Here is an 18795-nt window from a genome sequence, read left to right on the forward strand (position 1 = left end):
ATTAAGTTGTTTAAAATTATGATGTTACCATGTCTTGTTAAGCATCAGTTAAACAGGAACGGCATGACGATGTCAAATAACAATGACCTTACAATAGAAGTTAATTCTCGAATAGGATGGATAAGTGAAATTCACCCAGACTTAACCCGAGTTAAAATTGACTTTGAATCTAACCCTTTTGGTGAACCAATATGGGGCACTTTAGGACGAGCGTTCTCTAAATCCGATATAGAGTTAGCCATTGATAATAAACTGGACTGTCGTGTTGATTTTTTTGGCGGTGATATCAGCCTTCCCACCATCCTAGATATTTATACCTCCCTTCTAAAAAAAGAACAAATTGTCTTCCGTGCCGAGCGGATGCGCATTGAAGGCGATGAGGAGCTGACATTACGTTCAGGAGATACCCAAATCACAATGACGGCCAAAAACGGCACCATAAAAACTGAAGCAAAACACATCAACAGCATGGCTGAAAGAACTCAAAAGATTCAAGCCAAGAAAGTCAGTTTAAATTAATTAAGAAGAGAGAATAGGCATGGCCGTAACGATTGCAGCAAATGGATTAAGTATTGTACACAAAGGCTCTGGGGGAGAGGCGAACGCATCGGTCCCTGATGTGTGCTTAACCAAAGTTGGTAAGCCTGTTGTGCCTATTCCCTATGGTAATAACGCTAAATCATCTGACTTAGTTGATGGTTCAACAACGGTTTTCGCTGACGGTGGCAATAGTATCGCTCTACAAGGTAGTAAATTTAGTAAGAGTACCGGAGATGCAGGAGGCGATAAAAAAGGGGTGAGTTCTGGCACCATTGAAGCAGAAGCTCAGTTTGTCACCTCTTCACCCACCGTTCTTATTGAAGGCAAAGGCGTGGCACGCCAAACAGACCAAATGACAATGAATAAGGCCAATACCATGTGTTTTGGTGTTCAAAACCCGTCAGTGAGTGTGGATGAAGATTTAGAAGAAACACACGATTTAGAGGTTTCCATTCGTTACCCTAACGGAAAGCGCTTAACGAATGCCCCTTTTGAGCTGATTAACGAAGCGGGTGCTGTTGTTGGCTCTGGTACTCTTGACGGTCAAGGCAAAGCCACTGTGACAGGACTTAAACCGGACAAAGTGAAGTTGGTCGCAGAAGAAAGTCAAGATGACTTGGTACTCAAACCCCTTCGCCGAGATAACCCTCATTATCAAGAATCAGTATCAGATGAAGATTTCTTTGAACTAGCGACAAAAGGCCAACGTGGATTCTGGCAGCCAACTCGTGTGGATACCCATGGTACTGCATGGGGTTGTATGGGAACAAACTTGAGTGAAGACAAATTTTTTCAAGACATCATTGAAACAGAGATAAAAATGCACTTTTCGCATTTTTATGCATCTAATGAGTATGACTTTGATAAAGTATGCGCTTCTGCGTTGTGCCACCTCCGTCAACCGCTTCCTCATACTACCGAGGCTTTGTTAGCTAGAACCATGCCTCATGCTCTTGAAGAAGGCGACATACTCTCTACTATTTTGTGTTTAGACCCTCGTGAGACTTCAGATCGTATGTTGGCCTATATACGAGGGCTTGGGCAGGGTAACCCGAAAAGTTATCTTGAACGTTATGATTGGGAAGCGGCCAAAAAAACTATGAATAAGCATTTTGAGTCCTTAGACAAAAAAGTGCGAGACCGTGTTTCCTATCTTCGTGATGAAGCTCGTAAGGAATACGCACATTTAGAAGATATTTTGAATGAGCATCTTAATAAGCTCGATGCTTATTCGAAAGCGAAATCGGAACTTATATCTAACACATTCAATAAGTTAAAATCTAAAGCTACAAAAATTCTTGATGATATAGAGAACGTTAAAGTTAATAATGACGAAGGACTTGTCTCAACAGAGAGCCGAGAAGTTACCTCAGTGGTAAACGCCATACCAGAAGTAAGTGTTGCGCTGCCTGCTCCTGAAAAAATAGCAGGGGTAATACAAGATAAGATCCCAATTTACCCTGTTCGCTATGGCTATGCAAATGTATTTGAAGATCCAATGCCCGCTCAGGCTCCGCCAACAATGATTGAAATGTCTCAAGCATCAAGCTTAAAAGAGACGGGAGGGTATATCCTTCGTCTTCTGTGTGAAGGTTGGATCTATATCAAGGAAGAAGGCGACTCAGGGAAACGTGCTTGCCATATCTTTAAATATCTTCAAACGGAAACGCCTAATGGTGTTTTGGAAAGGTTTGAAAAATATAACTTTACTAATGGTAAAAATGCCCAAGATGGGCTGACACTAGATACATCATCAGGAAGCGATTTCTACCCTTTTGCCTTTGTTAATGCTCAGACTCAGGAAATATCCATTGCTTATTCCGCACATGAATGGGCAGAGTCAATCATAGATAAAATGAATGAAGACGAAGAGTTTCGTCAAAAAGCGATGCAAAGGGTCGATTTAACCTCTTCGCAAACTGATTTTAGTGTTGAAGCGACCGAAGAAAACCTAGGTTCTATGGTCGAAGATTACCGTCCAACGGACAACAAATGGTTTAAGGCCGAGAAATCAAGTAAGCCGACGGATATGGGGCTTGAACTTTTTACAACTCAAGATAGTTATCCACTCTCCCCTGAGGGAATTGTAGAAACTATGCAAAAAAGTCATAGTGAAAAGAAAAATGGTGTGCTGGTTGCTCTTTATGATCCAGTTGGTCGACAAGCCGATATCACTTTTTTGCTCACCATGATTTTCACTATAGAAAAGTCTTATGAAGCAAGCCGCGTTTATCCCAAAACGATTGGAGACATGATTTTACATTTACAAAAAAGTGGGAAAGGAGGGCCTCTAGAGCAATCAATTAATAAATATATTAATTTATCTGAACTTAACAAGTTCTACAAAGAAAATAAAACATTTGCTAAAGAGATATCGGACCGAAGAAAAGAGATTTTAAAACTGTATTCAGCATTCTCTTACCTGAAGGATGGAGAAGAGGGGTTAGCGGATGGCTCACTTGGCTCTTTGAATGCCTATTTTGAACACTACTTTGATAGCCAAAATCCTAAAGATTTAATCAAAGAAATGGAGAAACTGAGCAAAGTGATGAAAGTCACTTTGGAAGGTTTAGAAAGCTCAGAAGAAGGAAAAGAAATAGTCTACTTTATGGTTAGTGATGAGGCCAGCGGAGGCGCTTATGGGATATTTCAAGATCATCTCAAAGTTATTTTACTTCAATGTCAAGATAATGTGGACTGGGCTGACGTCACTAATGTGCTACTTAAAAATACAGCTAATGTATTAGAGTTTGTCTTTTGCTGGGTTAGCTCAATAGCAAAGTATACAAAAGAGGGAACGATAACTTCTGCGAAAATATTAAGACCAAAACTCTATGGAAAGCTATTATCTTTTATCCCAATAATATTTGAGAAAGGTTATGGAATAAAGGAAATCAAGGGAGAGGTGAAGATAACCCTAGATAAGTTAGCAGAAATACTGGCTAAAAATATTGATTCTAAAGGAAAGAATGATCGGCCCATTAAACGAACTCTCTCAGCTCTCGATAAAGGAACAAAGCTAATTAATTGGGCAAATGATGAATGGAAACATAAAATGCCACATTTTGAGGAAATAGCCAATAAAGCGAATTTACCTGAAATAGTAGTACCTAAATTTGGCGGGCGCTATACATCGTTTTCTGCAAATTCAACCTTAGAATTGTTAGGGTCGAGAGTAGATGGTGCAATTTCGATGGTATCCTTGAAAGCTAACATTGATGTTCTAGTTCAAATAACACAAAATGATAGATTTGATGTAGAGTTGGATCCCGCAACAGGACAGCTTCCCTTTAACTTTATTCTTAACTACAGTGACTCTGTAGCCGCTCTTTCTGCAGGTATTACAGATACGATTGGAGTACTTAATTCGCAACTTATTTTCCAGAGAAGATTGTTAAATTCTTTTAGGTTGTACTGGGCATTAAGAACATACCTACCAAAATTATTGGCAGTATCATCAATCGGTGTAACTAGGCTTTTAACTAAGTCTATTGATGGAAGACTATTGGTACTTCAAAAAATCGCAGAAGGACAAGCACTTTCTAGGCTCGTTGCTATTTCAAGTTTAGCCGTCATGGTAACAGCTGGAGTGGGTGTCATAGATGCTTATGAAACAGGTGATAGAGATGCATTGAATGGGCATATTTACACTATCATGGGTTCCACCTTTGTGCTTGCAGCACCTTTTAGAACGATGCAAAATATTGCTGTTTCATCGAGACAAGTTCTTTGGCTGTACTTTTTTGCAATGATGTACTTACTGGCAGCAGATAATTACAAAAGAAGGGCACACAAGAGTGATTTTGAGGAACTCTTGTATAGGTGCTTCTGGGGAAATAGTAATAAATATGCATTTTGGCACTTCGAAAATAGGGGTAAATTTACTATTCCACAAAGGATTGAAAAGGCAGCTGAATTAGGTGATAATCCGAAATATAAACTAGCACTTGAAATGGAGACTCAAGAGTTTTATAACTACAGTTATATGCCTCGACTTTATGTTGAAGTTGTAGAGGAGATTTCTAGAACGAGAAAACGCTATAAATATATTTTTACCCTGCCTCATTTTAAATTAGGAGAATCAAACGTTGTAGCCGCAGTTTATAATAAAGGTTGGATTGATCCACGTCGCCCTGCGTATCTTCAACAAATTCAAAAAGGAACATTCAAGGTTAACGAAGAAGCTACCAAAGCATTTGCACAAGCTTTTGCAAAAGCAGAAACGGGCTTAGATTACCATTTCCCTTCCCCTGAAAAGCTTGCAGATCCAGATTATGAGTATCACCTACCATCAGAGTTGACAGTGCAAGATGTTCTAGCTAACTTCCAAATTATATTCGAGGTAGAGATGGATAATCCAATTGGTTACGATCTCGAACTTCATTGGTATTATGAACAGAGTAAAGATCTGACTGTACCTAAGCGAAGGCTAACGAAAGATGGAAGGTTACTGAAAACTTACCTTGGTATGATTGACGGTAAACTTGCAGATTATGAGAGAGATTTATGATAAATAACAATAATGATGATAAGTTATTCATTAGATCCAAATATGCTCAAAAACTTATTAATGGCAGAGACTTTTTTTTACAGCAAAAAAATATAGGGCCGGAAGAAGAGCCTCTTGAGCCATTTATGCGTGTTACAGATGACATACTTTGTGTTCGTGAACACAGGTATAATATACGCTCTGTATATATAATCCCATTTGTTATAGCGTGGTGGATAATCTTAATATACGCAGTTAATGGGATAGGTTTGGATTCAGCATCTATTAATACAGGAATGGAAAGACTAGTCCAGTATGAAGAGATGCAAGATGAAGGAAGATATTTTAGTAGTTACAAGACTAGAGACTATAATTATTATAAATTGATATTCGGAGAAGAAAAAAACTACTCTCTTTTCCGATTTATTAAAGCGGTCCACTTGTATGGTGGGGAAGGGATACGTGAGCATGTGAAAGGTATGCTTATAATTACATCTATCGTAGCAATCATTACATTATATCTTACTTTTTTTCTAATAAAATCACCAAGGCCTGCTGATATTTATTTTGATCGTAGGCGAAAAATTGTTTATACGTGGGGTCTAGGTCGTTTAGCAGCTTGTCGGTTTGAGAATTTGGGTTTTTTAGAGAAAAGCACAGGTGTTACTTTCTATCTTTACGGAGATAAAAGGAATGATCACGGAAATTATGATCTGATCCGTATGAAAGTACAGCCGACAGGTGGTATAATTCTTAATTCAGAAGAAGGAAATAACTATTTTCTTCAGCAAATATTCAACTTTATGGAATTTGGTAAAAGCTCACTTATTACTGGAGATACCTTTAAGAGAAGTCAGCCTAAAACATATGTTTTCAATGATAAGAAACCAGAACCATTCGAAGAAAGACTAAAAGATATTCTAGAACAAGAACATATTCTTCCTAAATTATATCGCCATCTAAAAGAATAACTGAGCATTAGATACTTTAAGTCCACAGTTTTACTGTGGGCTTAACTACTAATCTTAAATGTTAAAGCGAATCTATATGGATTTTCCATATTAAAACTTATCCATGAGCCTTTAGCTTTAGATTTTTTGAAACTGATTTTTGTCCAAAAGTATGCCGAAGGGGCATGGAACACGAAAAATGCCCCAAAACTAGTTAGACTAAATAATCCATACATGTTGAGGGCGTGCGTTTTTCCTACAAAACCTAATACCAATTCCATGGCAGATTTACCTACCATCTTTAGTCTTTTTTGTATATCTACACAGTTTATTAATGGTTTGTTTTTTATATCTTGGATAACATACATTGTTAAAAAATGATAACACGCTGGCGCGATTTATGTGCGGTAGAGTAAAAAATCTCGATGTATTTTCTTAAATCTTTAGCGTCTTATGATAAATTAATCGGAAGTTGTGGAGCCAGCTCAAGAAGATGTTGATCTAATTGAAGACTATAACTATAGACCTGATTTACTAAGGTTCAATAGCGGATATTAAACAAGTAAGGAATATAATTACATGATAGGTTGCGATTTTTATGGAAATTTATTCAGATAATAAATTAGATGTAGGTGTTAAAAGGTATTCTCTATTATTGTTGTTTTTTTGTTTTCTGCCATTTCAGATAGGATATTCTATTGGTTCTGAATATTACATCCCCAAGATTTATTGTTGGTCTATGCTTTTAATTACGAGTGCTGTACCATTGGGCACATTGACTAAGAACGGGATTGGTTTAATTCAAAAGAAACTTGAATTTGCTTTAATTTCTCTTCTTTATGTTATTTTTCAGCTTTCAGTTTTCATAATTGAACCTGTAATTGTCAGATCTAAAGATATCTTTGACATTAACTTTTACATGTTCTCTTCTCTAATTGCTATGAATTTTCTTGGTGTTCTCTCTGGTGTTTTTTTTAGTAATAAAAACAATTTTCATAATAAAAAATATATTATCGTCAGAGGTGATGAAATTGAAGTTAGAGGGTCAGATATCTTTGGTTTGCTTAGTCTCCACAGAATGCCTTTCCTCAGAAAACCATTAAAGAAAGTGAGAAACGGTCTGTATATTGCAAGCTTCTTTATTGGGACTAGTGGTGCTGGTATCGCTATGGGAATGGCAGAAGTACTCAAACATTCAGAAATTGTAAGTGCTGAAATAGGGGTTCATTCCGTAGTGTTTTTCAGTATTGGCATGCCAGTGCTGTTCACGTTCGGGATGTTGACTTATTCGATGGTGGCTTATTTTCTTGAGTGGAGGAAGTTGATTGCTGGCATAGAGAAAGAGTTTGGTGGGCATAAAATCATCTATAATTTTAATAAAAAGCCATACAAGAAGATTAGAGAGATATTAGACTCACAAGTATAAATCGAAAAAATATATTCAGAAACCGCTGATTCTACCAGCGGTTTTTTAGCTTCAAAATAGCCAGTTCTACCAGTTTTAAGTGCAAAACCGATCAAACATATTGTCTTTAGACATGTGTTGATTCAACTTGAAGTGACGCTGTCACATTTCATATTTTTTATGTTATTTTAATAGGGGTTGGTTAGATTTTCTCAATGTTAACCCAATCTGTAATACTAAACAGTTTTACAGATTTGTACGAGTGTTTGGTTTTTTATTAGTTGTTATAAATCAATTGGTTATATGATTTTTGGGGGTTCTTTTTTACCAAGAGTAAGTGTCGCTTTCGAAGTGATAGTATGGGGATTTTCATTGTTTCACCTAAACAATAGGAACCAACGGCGAAAATTACCTGTCTCGAATTTTCAAGCCGAACGCCACGCTACTCTGCAGCGAGTTTGGATGTGGCTTCTACTAGATACTAGAAAACGCCTTTGCCCTACTAAAACTTATCCGGTTAAGTTGATAACTTAGCATTACCGTATTTAGGCGATATTTTGAAATTTAGTATCCCTTGTCTTACTTTAAATTATTGATTGTTAATTGAATTAATATGACTAAGAGTGCATTATATAGAAGAAAAAGACGACAGTTTGTCGACTAATAAGCGTTAGGGCTCTTGGAGAAATAATGAATCGAGTAGTGCAAAGAAAGTATGCACAAGGGGACTGTGGTGTTGCATGTATAGCAATGGTTACTGGATTCACTTATGAGCGTGTTGAAGAAGCTTTCTACCAGCATAATTTGGTGGTCGATGGTCAGTATTACACCTTTCACAAAGATCTCATCAAAGTCTTAGACACATTAGGTTTTGCTGCAGAACGTAAAAGGTTTTGTTCTTGGAGCAATGTCCGTACTCCATCTATCGTGAAAGTGAACGTACGCCCCGGAAATTATTGGCACTGGGTTGTTAAGGCTAGTGATAGGGTTATTTTTGATCCCAACCCATCGGCTCCTTCTGTAATTAATCACTATAGAGGTCGTAAAGGGGCTGGTCAGTATTTGTTAATAAGTCCCAAGCCCTAACACATATGAGCCTTCTGCCTGTCAATAGGCAATAACATCCTGTTGGCTGCGCGAGCAGCCAATGCTCTTCGAACGGGCTTGTTGCAAAAATTGGAGATGTTTATGAAGTGCTTATCAGAGCACCTCTTTCCATTCGTAAATTCCAAATATATTGAAGAGTTAATTGAGAAAGGCGGATCTTTCCTGCCCCCTAAGTTTCGGCTCATCATGACGTAACCAAAAATCAAACTGACCCTTATTCAACATCCGTATTCCCACAAAATCTTGAATCGCTGACCATGCTTTTATTAAAACCCTTATTCTTATTTAATAAGCTTCAGATAGTTTGTGCTTTTTTCAGACATTATAGTTTCATCCGCAAATTTTTGGCACAACTTATGGGATGCTTCGTTTTCTTTGTCCACTTTTAGTTCGATGTAAAATTCAGTGATATTATTACGGCTAAGACCATACTTTAGCTCTTCTATTGCTTTCATCAGAATTGTCTCAGCATTACCTTGTTTTCGGAACTTGTGAAAAGTACTAACCCCGATATCAAAGCAAAGCTTCTTCTTGTATGGTTCTCCTACGATTGCAACACAAAATGATTTGACTCTTGTGCCTGTCGCCATTAAAGCGTATGAAAAACGTGGTTTACCCTTTGGAGTATCTGAATAGACCTGAATTTCTGGGTGAATTTCACCTTTTTGCGTTTTGATCAAATTCTTGTTTAAAGCTTTTTGAAATATGGTTAAACCTAACTCTGCTGTTTCTCGATTGTTCATATCTGTTCTCAATGATTGTTTTTAGAATTTTAAGTATCATGCCAGAAGTAAATAAAAGTAATGTTGCATATCAATATTCTGTCTCATTGCTAAATCTATTGTTTGGAGAAGGCACTTCACTGAGGATTGTGCGCTGCACACTGCACACAGGCTTATTCTGCAACCTAATGGATTACGCTCTATGGCCCTGCCGAAAAGTGGGGCTAATCCCTCTCTATAAAGCATTTTATGTACTCCCTCTAGTTTGTTGCTGAACGTAGTCATCCCTTTCACATTTGAATATTCTAATAATCTAAATCAACCTCTGAGATATGCACTTTGTAGTACAATCCATGCCGAGAAAATTTAGCAGTGATGGTCTGTTACCTGGCCGATAAGTAAAGGGCGGTATCATTTTGAATTTAAGGTATAGGGTAACGTTTGGGTAAGCAGGAGCTTACAAGTTTCTTTAGAGCTAACTTTTGCCCCAAAATTGCTTAGAGTTATGCTCCAAAAGTTAAGATAGCGAAGCCATCGACTGAATAGTTATGCGTTCGATGGCTATCGTTTGATTTATCCTAGTTGTGCAATGTAGGGTGTCTATGAAATAACGCTGGGTTAATTTACTCCTAGCGCCTTATAAACCGCATCCACTGGATCACTGTAGAAGCTAACCTGAAACTTGGTAAATGTTTCCGCAGGTACAGTCGGAATATCGGTAGCCGAGGCCATTGGGATTAGGATTTTAGTTGCACCTGCTTCTAGGGCTACCTGCATTGAACCAGCGAGGTCTTGCACAGGGTTTAGAACTCCACCTAAGGTCATAGATCCAAGGACGACCATCGACTCTTGCATCGGCTTGCCGAGTAAGATAGAACAGTTTGCTATTAGCGCTGGTAAGCTAGAACAGTGGCTATTCCCAGACAATTGAAGATCTACAAAATGCAGGTGGAATTCATGATCTGAGAACTGATTGTTAGCTGCAATCCTAGATAAATTGCCTTTAAAGTACTCAAACCCTACCTTAACTTGTTCTTTAGCTTCAGTATCTGAACCAAGACCAGATGTCGTCAGTTTTCCATTACCAGCGGTCTTTTGAGTCTCGATTCGGAATACTCCAAGCTTTCCTGCTGTTCCTGGACTTACAAAGTGAACAACGCCAGCGTTTGGCATTCCTGGAGGAATAATTTGCGATCCCCCCTGTTCAGGAACATTTACGAAGAACTCTTCTAGTGAGTCATTATCAATGTATGAGAAGTTTACATCGAAGAACTCCATGCCACCGATTTTCTTGAGCTGCTCCTTCACTCGGCGTCTAACTTCTAGTGCGTAAGTTAAGCAAACACGCACGTCTTCTTTACTGTACTCACCGTGTGGAAATAGAAGCTTTAGAAGGCCAGACGTTGTTCTGCGAACTGCGATTACATCACGTTGGTTAAGGTTGTTACCTAGCTTGAAGAATTTATCGATAGCGTCCGCAAAGGTATGCTTACGCATATCTCGCATGTATTCCGCCAAGTAGTCAGTGATAAGTCCAAAGCGATCGGTAAAGAACTCTGGTCGCATCTTTGGTATTTCCCATCCAGGGATATAGGCGTGGAAACGGTCAAAGAATGCAGAGTCGATCATTTCGGTTGGGAATGGAGCTAACAAGTGGCTAGTTTTTACCAAAGTCTCCACACTCTGATCAATGTTACCGACGAACACCATTGAGGCTTTCGCTTCTATAGAATCACGACCTCGGCTGAATGAGCCAGAAGCCATGTAATCTTTCATGATCTGGACGCCATCTTTATCCTTGAATCGGATACCAGCCACTTCGTCAAATGCAACTATGTCCCACATGCCTACCAGTCCTACCTGACGTGAGGACATATTATAGAAAAGGTTAGCTACTGTAGTCTGGCCGCCAGATACTAAAAGAGAGTTAGGAGAACATTCTTTATAAACGTGTGATTTACCAGTACCACGAGGGCCGAGTTCACATACGTTATAGTTGTTTTCTACAAATGGGATCATGCGAGCAAGTATGTGCCATTTGGCTCTTTGTTCCAGATTTGCTGGCTCCATACCAATAGAGCGAAGCAGCATGTCCAGCCATTGATCCATGCTGAAGTTACGTCTGGCGTCGAAGACTTCTTGCATGTTCATTGAAGGCATCTGAATAGCTTTCAGCCCGATCACCGAGAATGGCGATGTCTTTTGGCCTTCCTCATAGAAATAGCTGAGGGTTACGATGCACCAAATACCACCGGTTAAGAGTTTTTCGTTTTCCTTAACGATATTGGCTGGGATAACCGCATCTTTAATGCCTAAGTTCGACAGACTAGCTTCATAGACATCTTTCTTTTGATTGAGTCGAACAGAGACCTTATCGATAACTTTATGTGTGCCTTTCTCTCTGATCAGTGACTTAACTTTTTCTGCTTCATCTGGGCGAACGTAGTTATCGGTCAAGATCTGCTTAACGCGAGCAAGGCCAGCTTCAATCAGGTCGTCTTCAGCAGATGAGCAGTACATACCTAGTAAGTACTCAAGTACATAAACAGGGACGTTCGCGCCCTCTTTAAGCTGTTTCGTTAAGTCTTTCCGAACAACACGCCCTTTAAACTCGGTAGTCATCAGATCGTCTAGATCTGCATCCTTTATTTCTTTGATCTCTTGCGCGGAGTCAATTGATGAAGTCATATTCTCTTCGTTATCGTAGTAATCGTAGTAATCGTTCATTAGTGTCCCTTAGAAGAAATCATCTTCAATAGCTATATCAATAGTTACTGAATGTGGTTGCAAGTCTATCGTTTTGTTTGGTTGTGTTACATCGCGCATCATCAATTTGTATGAGGTAGTTCGATCAAATCCTGAGCCGCTAAGCATAATCACTACACTGCGTTTACGATCTTCTTGCCTTTCAGATGTTGCGTCAAAGAGCATTTTTTGTTTGTGAGAGACTACTTGACCGTTTGGACCTTCAATCCAGATTTCTAGCTCTCTTGCCATGTATTTACTACCGACAGCACCAGCTTGGAAAAGCTCGATTTTATCAGCTAAGGAAACGAGGCGAATAGGATTCGATAGTGGAACGACAGGTACTCGCTCTTTGGCATGTTTAGTTTGCTGCTTCTCTGTCTTCAATTGCTTGACCTGAATGACAGGAACACAAATTTCCTGCGGCATGATTCCACCGTGGATGAACTTAGCACCGCCAACAAAATTAAAGCGGTTAGAGCCTCTAGGTACAATGAACTCAGCATCTGAACAGTTTTCAGTACCTTGTTGGCTAGCGTCTACAGTTAGGTTTGCTGTTGCTGCCATTTTGGCTTGTCGATAAAAGTCTTCACTTGGTAAGCTTTCTCCGATGATATAACGCTTTTTAGCTTCCACTGCACCTTTAGGTTTTACAGTTAAGGCGGTTTTATCTGACTCAACCACATCGCTGGATTTGAAAATAAACCCATGGTCAGCAGTGACCAATACACGACTGCCGTTTAATCTGTTAATAATGCGCTCTACAAGGAGTTTGATTTCAGATATTGTTTCTGCACAAGCTTCAAACGTTTGATTCTCCGTTACTGCTTTATCGCCGATGGCATCAATTCTATCGTGATAGATGTACACAATACGCGCATCATGAACCTTCTTACGGCCTTCTTCGTTTGTCCAGCTCAGTACCTCGGAAGCCTTGAACGCTAAACCGTTGCGTTTCGCCAGTATCTTCTGGCGGTTCTCTGTTCCGTGGACGCTGATACCATCAGCTTTATACTCAACTTTTGAACCAATATGCGCAGTTAATTTGTTATATGGTAGTAGTGAAGCCATACCCAGTTGAGTGTATGAAGGTACTACACCAAGCTGAGATTTTAGCTCAGCAGCAAAACGCTCTTCGTTGTTTATCTCATCGCTGATTGCATGAGCCACATCGTATCTCAACGCATCAGAGATGATTACGAAGACCTTTTTAACCTGAGATGTATTGAAAAGCCCTTCCACTTGATGACGATAGAAATCATATTGATTTGGAACGCCTGGAATTTTCCATTTATCTAACAGATCTTCATCATCGACAAGCTTATCCCACGCTATAGCAAGGTCGTGGAGATACCAGTCAACATAAAGTGTTTCGATATTGCCAACTAGCCCTGTCATCTTAAGGATGTCTGAACCATTGTGAGCGACTTTTAGCGCGTGCTCACAGAACTCTCTATAGGCTGAGTCGAACTTGTAAAGTTCACTTTCATACGCTCGATACATATCTTTCGCAGAGGCGTATTCAAATCCATCAATGTACTTATGCTTGAGGGAGTAGAAGTGCTTAGCTGCGCGAATGGCCTTCAAAATGGAGGAGTAGTTAGGCTGATGATATGTCCAGTGAGTTGACAGTCGGTGAGAGATTAATGCATCTACTTCAACTTGCTCCAGCTCATTAAGTTGCTGAGCAAGTAAAACGATAAACTGTTGCTCAGCGTATTCGAACGTTTCTACTCGCTGTAAGTGTCTTGGCAATTTCACCATTGACAATACTTGCTTAAGCTCGAATTCTTGTTCCACCGCTTTTGCTAGCTTGTTATAAGCAGCAGACATAGAGCGGTTCTCGCGCATGTTTTTGATTAAGCTGACGGCAGTCGCTCTCTTTGAAGAGTTGACTCCAGAGCGCTCAGAGTTGTCCCGCTTTCCAAACTCGTTTAAAGAAATTGGCAGTAGGTGCTGAGTAAAGCGAACTAAGATATCTGAGGTATTGCTAACTCCGCTGTTGATTAGAGATTGATAGCATTCGGTAAGCAGCAGCTTCGCTGCTAAATCGGCGAGGTCAGGTTGTTGCTGACTCTCTTCACTGTCCGCTTTTTCAATGTTGTACCCAACGGTATTTGAAGCAAAGTGCCAGAATGTATCTACTAGGTTGTATTTCTCTAATTCTTTGAACAGAGGCTGAAATTCAGTGCCGCTAGCTAGTTTAGCTAGTAAGTCAAGAAGTATGGTTACGAATGTCGCAGATTCAACTTTTAGAGTGGCGGCAATGAGCGCCAGTTCAAGTTCTTCTTTATTAGCATTGTGAGGCAATAACTTTTTAAGGCGGGCAACACGAGATTTGTTTGTAAAGAAGGCGCGATAGTTAGCAACAACTGGTCGAAACTCCATGCGCATGCCAAGCTCGTTTAAGATCATCGAACTTGAATCAGCATAGAAGTTTTCCGAGTACAGGCGTATATCGTAGAGCCAGTCGCGCTCGGGTTTGCTGGTCTCCTTTGTACTGTAAAGGACAAAGCGGGTATTAGGCTCAAGCAGCTCTATGCGCTCCTTAACCTGGAAATGAGAGAAGTCATCAATGCGAATTACCTCTATCCCATCGATTGACAGTTCTTCAAGTTGGCTTGTGAACTCTTCGTCTGTGTCCTGCCAAAAGACCAATCGACAGTTATCGAACTTGGCTAGAAGCCCTTGTGAAATTTGGTCTATATTCATTGTGTTATTTCTATCTTAATTGCTTTAATCACTTTATCCAGATAACCCATTATTTCATCGTATCTAGTCAAAACTTCATCTCTGTCCTTAACCTTCCACTGATGGACTAACCCGTTACGAAGGCTTCGAATGTTCATCGCCCCACGCTTCTTTAAAGTCGAGTTAATGATTGGCTTCAGAACATTGTCTGATACCTTAATGTTGTATGCCACAAACGCTGATTTTACCGCAGGCAAGGGTAGAGGAGCATGTGTTTCATTAACTTCTTTGTTGGCTTTGGCACTGCGGTGGAAGTTCCATACTTTTCGAGTTAACGTTTCAAAAGCGATGTAGCACAACAGGAATGACTCAGCGCCTTCAAAATTCTTGTATGAAGGCAAAGAGTCCGAAATTGCTTTCAGACTCTTTTTCTGTTGTTTCGAAAAGTTTAGCTTAGTTTCCAAAACTATTTGATAGCCTCAGACTTCTTACCATGAATGGCTTTGACATCAGCAAGTAGATTACCAAACTTGCCATAATTGACCTTAACACCGTCATCTAAGTCGAAACTGATCTTCATCTCAGCAAAGTGCTTCAGCTCTTCATCGAAGGCACGTAATTCAGATTGCTTCTTCTCAATAGACTTCAGTTCTTTGTCGATACGGCGTTGTTCAGCACCACTTGCGTTAGCTCGGCTCTCTTCAAGTACAGAATACTGAGACTCCATTCTACCCATAAGAGGCGTGACATACTCGGTACGCATACGGGCTAGTGTGCTTTCGTTGTAGCGATGCAGGTAAACCAGACATTCAAATGCTTTTTCTTTACCAGAACTAAACAGCCAGTAGATAGGGCGCTTCTTGTATGTTTTCAGATGATCTTTGTAGAACTGCGAAGAGAAGTAGCGACGAATTGTATCCATTGTACGTTCGTTCTTCTTCGGTTTGATTGCATCCAAGCAAAGGCTTTCTGCAACAAAATCTAGGTTCTCTTGCAGGTGCTCTTCACCCCAAACTGTTTTGACAAAATCACGGAAGCGGCTGGTGGCGTCGTCTTCAAATAACCACTCTTCAGCCGCTAATGGGATAATGCCGTCATCATCAGCAGTGAAGGTGTTGTAAGCGCCTTGGGCTACGAGTTCTTTGAAACCTTGGTTGCCTGAGTGTGCATAGACTAAACCTTCTCGGTCAAGGGAGTATCGGCCCATCATGCAGCCCGTTGAAAAGCTTAATAAATCAGCAATTGTTTCTGATTGAAGGCGGTCATCCTGAGCTTCTAACGTAGAAAACCTATAGTGTTGGTTTCCGCTCAGCGTTATTTCAGTTTCAGGGATGGTATTGTTAATTACTGAGTCGAGATCGTACGCGGAGATTGCTAATTTGTTCAGTTTTGTCTCCAAAAACCTAACCCTCTGAACTGATTCACAGTTCGACTGAAGCCAACTTTTGTATGCTTCACTTATGTTTTTATCTTTCGTGATTAGCGGTGACGATGCGTAATGGATAGAAGTCTCATATTGATTCCAATCATTTTTGTGAATTGCTATCAACTCTTGAACGTCAGCCAAGTCGAACTGTATTTCACGAAATGGTAACGATGTTACGTTGCCTAGCTGAATCTTTGACTCGTTAAATAGACGAATTAGCTTTTCCGCAACAGGACTGTTTAAAAGCACCATTAACTTAGGTATATCACCTTGGTCAAAGATTATGCTTGCGCCTCCAACATCGAACATTGCGTCATTAGGGAGTAAGCGAAATCCAGGTTTTCCGCTAGTCACCATACTCCATGTGATGCCTTCTTTATACCAATGCTCTTCAGATATTAATCTAGCTGTACGATTTTTTTTATAGTAGGCGATAGTCGCTTCATCCCAAGCAACGACATAGTCGATGTTACCAAACCACTTGCGTAGTTTCCCTCCTTTTGCATATTGAAGCCAGTTCTTACCTATTCCTATTTCTGCACTGTCAACTTCCCATGGCCTTCTCAGAAAGCGTTCATTATCACCAGTAAGATTTAAGCTTTGGCTACGGGCGTAGCCCCCAATAAAGCTATTGGTATTAAAGGTGTTTAAAACATCTTTTTCGATCCAGTAGCATATAGGTTGCTCTGGTAAACGTTTAAAGTCTTTGATGGTAGAATGTGAATACCTAATATCATCGGAGTGAAATAGAATTTTCTTTTCATCTTCCGAACCACCGTCTTTTAGATCAAGAAATACGCCTTTATAACTATCCAGTTTCTCTTTTCTGAGAGAAAAAGCCGTCGTGCGTACAACCTCTCCTGAGATGCTATCGAACGCGCGAGCACCTAAGTGAATCATGTTGTCTATATAGCATGTGTTAAAAATGTTGTTTCTCAAGCCCTCAAAAGCGGGTAATGACATCCAAGATTGCATCGTGATAAGAGATGTATATCCATTATTTTGAGTAAGTTGAATACATTTTTCTATAAACGCGGCGTAAACATCCCAAATACTTTCGGGGTAGTTTTCTTTCAAGAATGGTTTGAGAGGCGCGTACATACCTTTCCGCCCCATATAGGGAGGATTAGCAATCGTTACATCAAACCTTGAACTCAAAATGATACCTTGTTCCACAATAGGAAGAATAGTACGGGCTGCTTCGGCTTTAGTTGAGGAGCTTCCTTCTAATGCTTTTAATAAGACCGTTCTGAGTTTTTCTAGGTTGACCAGCTCAGAAGAATCAACATTAATTAATGAGCCAAACGTTTTAGCGCTCTCAAATACAGAAAGAAGATACTTAATGGTTCTGAAGTGAGGGTTCATAGTTTGCTGGGAGCAAGCGTTATGGTTGGAAGAAAATAAATCGTGGGTTTCATCAATGCTATGTTGGTTTTCCAGATCTAGCTCATTCCATATCCGATCTAAGCTGATATGTTCAGTAGATTGTACTGAATAAATATTAGGTCTAAGATCGTTATCTTCCATGCGACTGAAAATGCGGCGGTCATCTTCACGAGCCTTCATTAGAATGGCAAATGACGCCATCTGTGCCGCGCGATCATCGATATCTAAACCAAAGATGTTCTTGGTCAGTATTAGCTTAGGAATCTCTTTGATGCTGTAACCACTTTCGAGGTAGATTTCGCGCAGCACTTCATACACTTCAACTAAGATGTGACCACTGCCGCAAGCTGGGTCTAACACTTTGATTTTTTCAGGATCAATACTGTTTGGGGTAATCGCTTTAAGCTGTTCTATAACATCGTCACTTTGCTCCGCAGGAGTGATGTAATACTCCATTTTGTCTTTGAGCTCGGAGTTAGGGTAGGTTGTCAGCCATTGGCGGCCTAGTGAGTTTTGCACAAGGTACTTAACAATCCAGTTTGGTGTAAATAGCTGAGTCGCCGCAGGGATATCTTCTTTTTTTACTACCTTGCCGATGACTGCATCTTTGTGCTCAGAAATGTAGAACTGGTAAAGCCAACCGATAACTTCAATTTGTCCCTTGTCTTCATCGAAGTCTCTCCAGTTGTCTTCTGGAAGAACGTTGACAAGGTCTTTTAGTATTGAGTCTGTTTTAGTCAGGTTATCGGGTAGCAATAGCTCTGTCGCATCATCCAGTTTCTCAAACATAAAAGGCATAATGCGGCTGAGCTGGTGGCACTGACCTAGCAGAAGCTCACGGAATAGCTCTTCTTCTTTATCACCCGCCAGCACCATCTGAACAATCTCTGATTTGTTCAGATCTAGGTCTTCAGCTACATCCGCTGCATGAGCTAAAATTTCAAAACCTTCACCAAATTGGGCGTTCTCATCTTTACTTAAAACACGTAAGCCATGATCAATGTATTCGTTGATTTCCATGTAGCGGATTGCAGTAAATCGGTTAAACCAAGTGAATGCCATCTCATTGATAAATTGGTTATAACCTTCTTTGCCGCCACCAAGTGCTTCAATCCTTTTTACCAATTGTTGGCGTTGTTGGCCTTGTCGGCGGGTAAAAATACGACCCTCAATAAGAGTGTCTGTACCTTGTGTTGAAGCTTCACTAATGCGGCCTTCGTAAATACCTAGCACTGCTGCACGTTTTCTAACTGCATCCATAAAGGCCAAACGGGCTTTAGGTGCATAAGCTTTGAGTTTATTCGTGTTCATAAGAGACTCATTTATCTTGTTTA

The 18795-nt window shown here is 40.0% G+C and carries 10 protein-coding genes and 1 pseudogene; 5 read left to right on the forward strand and 6 right to left on the reverse strand.

What is annotated here, in order from left to right; all coding sequences use genetic code 11:
- The first annotated feature begins 69 nt into the window (after nucleotides 1–69).
- From BS333_RS21000 to BS333_RS21025, 5 genes are all read left to right on the forward strand, one after another.
- A complete protein-coding gene (locus BS333_RS21000; RefSeq protein WP_033003526.1) occupies nucleotides 70–519 on the forward strand; it encodes a hypothetical protein in 450 nt (149 codons plus the stop codon).
- Between the two features lie 19 nt (nucleotides 520–538).
- Nucleotides 539–5050, forward strand: a complete 4512-nt coding sequence (locus BS333_RS21005) for a PAAR-like domain-containing protein (RefSeq protein ID WP_021709045.1) — start codon at nucleotides 539–541, stop codon at nucleotides 5048–5050.
- Nucleotides 5047–6000, forward strand: coding sequence for a hypothetical protein (locus tag BS333_RS21010; protein WP_021709044.1), 954 nt, complete (start codon nucleotides 5047–5049; stop codon nucleotides 5998–6000). Before BS333_RS21005 ends, BS333_RS21010 begins: the two co-directional genes overlap by 4 nt.
- 577 nt (nucleotides 6001–6577) lie before the next feature.
- Nucleotides 6578–7405 (forward strand): hypothetical protein, encoded by an 828-nt coding sequence (locus tag BS333_RS21020; protein WP_021709042.1) that lies wholly within the window; start codon nucleotides 6578–6580, stop codon nucleotides 7403–7405.
- A gap of 669 nt (nucleotides 7406–8074) precedes the next feature.
- Nucleotides 8075–8470: a cysteine peptidase family C39 domain-containing protein gene (locus tag BS333_RS21025; RefSeq protein ID WP_021709041.1), complete on the forward strand. Its 396-nt coding sequence runs from the start codon at nucleotides 8075–8077 to the stop codon at nucleotides 8468–8470.
- Between the two features lie 159 nt (nucleotides 8471–8629).
- Here BS333_RS21025 and BS333_RS22415 read toward each other — a convergent pair.
- From BS333_RS22415 to pglX, 6 genes and pseudogenes are all read right to left on the reverse strand, one after another.
- Nucleotides 8630–8755: pseudogene (locus BS333_RS22415) on the reverse strand (IS6 family transposase); the annotation flags it as partial.
- Between the two features lie 17 nt (nucleotides 8756–8772).
- The gene (locus BS333_RS21035) at nucleotides 8773–9234 is read right to left on the reverse strand and encodes a hypothetical protein (RefSeq protein WP_021709040.1); all 462 of its coding nucleotides are present in this window, start codon (nucleotides 9232–9234) and stop codon (nucleotides 8773–8775) included.
- Between the two features lie 597 nt (nucleotides 9235–9831).
- Nucleotides 9832–11901, reverse strand: a complete 2070-nt coding sequence (brxL, locus tag BS333_RS21040) for a protease Lon-related BREX system protein BrxL (RefSeq protein WP_033003524.1) — start codon at nucleotides 11899–11901, stop codon at nucleotides 9832–9834.
- Between the two features lie 48 nt (nucleotides 11902–11949).
- Entirely contained in the window at nucleotides 11950–14670 is a 2721-nt protein-coding gene (gene pglZ / locus BS333_RS21045; RefSeq protein WP_021709038.1) for a BREX-1 system phosphatase PglZ type A, read from the reverse strand.
- The gene (locus BS333_RS21050; protein WP_021709037.1) at nucleotides 14667–15113 is read right to left on the reverse strand and encodes a hypothetical protein; all 447 of its coding nucleotides are present in this window, start codon (nucleotides 15111–15113) and stop codon (nucleotides 14667–14669) included. Before BS333_RS21050 ends, pglZ begins: the two co-directional genes overlap by 4 nt.
- Nucleotides 15114–15115: 2 nt before the next feature.
- Complete coding sequence (pglX, locus tag BS333_RS21055) at nucleotides 15116–18772, reverse strand: BREX-1 system adenine-specific DNA-methyltransferase PglX (protein WP_021709036.1); 3657 nt, start codon at nucleotides 18770–18772, stop codon at nucleotides 15116–15118.
- Between the last annotated feature and the right edge of the window lie 23 nt (nucleotides 18773–18795).

This window comes from Vibrio azureus, from assembly GCF_002849855.1.
In the GTDB taxonomy this organism is placed as follows: domain Bacteria; phylum Pseudomonadota; class Gammaproteobacteria; order Enterobacterales; family Vibrionaceae; genus Vibrio; species Vibrio azureus.